Origin of the sequence: Pseudomonas sp. JV245A, assembly GCF_032424515.1 — a bacterium.
GTDB classification, from domain to species: Bacteria; Pseudomonadota; Gammaproteobacteria; order Pseudomonadales; family Pseudomonadaceae; genus Aquipseudomonas; species Aquipseudomonas protegens.
Map to the genome: position 1 here is coordinate 1 of NZ_VYKE01000577.1, position 386 is coordinate 386.

General features: G+C 69.7%; 1 pseudogene. It reads left to right on the forward strand.

The window, feature by feature from the left end:
• Window positions 1–386: pseudogene (locus F6S12_RS33115) on the forward strand (ATP-grasp domain-containing protein); the annotation flags it as partial.

A 386-nucleotide genomic window follows, 5' to 3' on the forward strand; every position in this document is an offset into this window, starting at 1 on the left:
CCTGGCCGGGGTCATCCGCCAACAGGCCATCGACCTGCTGCTGCCCACCTGCGAAGAGGTGTTCTACCTGGCCCACGGCCTGGAGCGCCTGCGGCCTTTGTGTCGGGTGTTCACCAGCGACTTCGAGCTGCTGCACCGCCTGCATCACAAGGGCGATTTTGCTGCCATGACCCAGGGCTGGGACGTGGCCGCGCCGCCGACCCGGGCGCTGTATGACCTGGCTGCGGTGCAGGCGCTGGCGGCGGAGCACGATGCCCTGGTGTTCAAGCCGGCCTATTCGCGCTTCGCCTCCCAGACCCTGATCCGCCCGAGCCCGGCGCAACTGGCAAAAGTCCGGCCCAGCGCCGAGGCGCCCTGGGTGGCCCAGCAGTTTGTCCCCGGCCAGG